Annotated in this window: 2 protein-coding genes and 1 pseudogene; all 3 read right to left on the reverse strand. The window is 59.8% G+C overall.

Going from position 1 to position 1,476, the window contains the following annotated elements; all coding sequences use genetic code 11:
• A partial coding sequence (locus FJ980_RS31350) for an NAD(P)/FAD-dependent oxidoreductase (protein WP_140547406.1) occupies positions 1-496 on the reverse strand: 496 nt, incomplete at its 3' end.
• An 83-nt stretch (positions 497-579) separates the two neighbouring features.
• Complete coding sequence (locus FJ980_RS31355) at positions 580-924, reverse strand: SemiSWEET transporter (RefSeq protein ID WP_224656178.1); 345 nt, start codon at positions 922-924, stop codon at positions 580-582.
• A 54-nt stretch (positions 925-978) separates the two neighbouring features.
• Positions 979-1,476: pseudogene (locus tag FJ980_RS34960) on the reverse strand (hypothetical protein); the annotation flags it as partial.

Here is a 1,476-nt window from a genome sequence, read left to right on the forward strand (position 1 = left end):
CCTTCTTCATTGCGTGATCTGCCGGGCCCATCACCGCAACCCGTCCGTCGATAACCTCGTAGGCGTCACAGATCGGACACAGCCGCAACGTGCCGGCCTTGATCATATCGGCGGCGTCGGGCGTGTCTGGAAGCGTATCGACAATACCGGTGGCCATGAGCACCGCGCGAGCCCGAATGGGAACCGATGCCGTGGCGATGAAATCGGTCCCACCCCGCTTAATGTCGTGGATCGTATCGTCCACGAGATCGACTCCGCTCAGCAGTGCCTGCTGCCGCAGACGATCAAGCAGCTCAACACCGGCAATACCGTCAGGAAACCCGGGACAGTTGTGGGTTACCGGTATCCACTTTGCGCGGCTTTGGCCGGCATCCACAAGGACGATCCGGCGCCGAAAACGCCCCAGGTAGGTCGCGGCGGTCAGGCCGGCCGGTCCGCCGCCGATGACCAGGCATTCGTATGATTCGCCAGGACGGATTTCATCGTCTGAAACCACAAGAGAACTCCCGACATGAGCGCGTCATTCCTGGCTGCCACCGCTGAGCGCCTCGTAAACCTCAGAACGCAACCAAACGAAGATCATCGCTCAGTCCTTGAGGCAGCGGGATCCAGCACGTCCGCGACCGCGTCCTTCTTCGCGCGAGGAAGGAGCGTCATCAGAAGAATGAATGCCGAGAGAACGAGACAGGCGGCGTTTGTGATGATGATCGGCCACTCGCCTTTCATGGACCCGAAGATGAGCCAGAGGGCGAAGCCTGCTGCCGTAATCGCATACATAGGCGCGGAGATACTGCCCGTGTCTCGCGTCTTTATGATCTTCCAGGCTTGCGGCGTAAAGCTCACCATCGAACATAGTGCCGCGAGATAGCCGACCAGTGTCTCAGTTTCCATGCAATCAAACCGTCGGCGCGCGGTTTTGTTCACGACGGGTGTCTCTAAGTTCAATTTGACCGCTGCCCTGGCACCCTGCAGATGGCTTTAGGGCTTGGCCGTGGAGGACTGATCCGATTCGGGAAGTCGATCTCGAACAGCCTTTTCGGTAGTTTTTGCGGTTGCCTTGACGACCTCACCGACCTTACCGGCTAACGTGTCGGCGGTGCCGCTCGAGCCCTGCCGGTCCGCCTCGCTCTTGACTGTCTCGTAAGCTTCGGCAGCGATCTCTTTCGCTTGCTCCACGCTGTCCTCTAAAGCACTGTTGGCGCTGCCAAGTAGTTTGTCGCGGTAGCCGCCGAGTTGCTCGTCTTCCATGGCTGTGCGAGGCAGAAGCACGCCTATAGCCGTACCCGCCGCCAGGCCGAGGACGGCAAGTGCCAGTGGTTCGCGCTCAAATAGTTCCTGCGCGGTTCGACTCGCCTGCACAGCCATATCACTCGCACTGGAGCCAAGCTGCCCCACGGTGTTTACAACCTTATCCTTGGTCTCGCCAGCCGCAGTTGCCACCGCTTCGCTTGCATTGCTCGCAATCGAGCCAACGGT

The sequence above is a fragment of the Mesorhizobium sp. B1-1-5 genome, from assembly GCF_006443065.1.
In the GTDB taxonomy this organism is placed as follows: Bacteria; Pseudomonadota; Alphaproteobacteria; order Rhizobiales; family Rhizobiaceae; genus Mesorhizobium.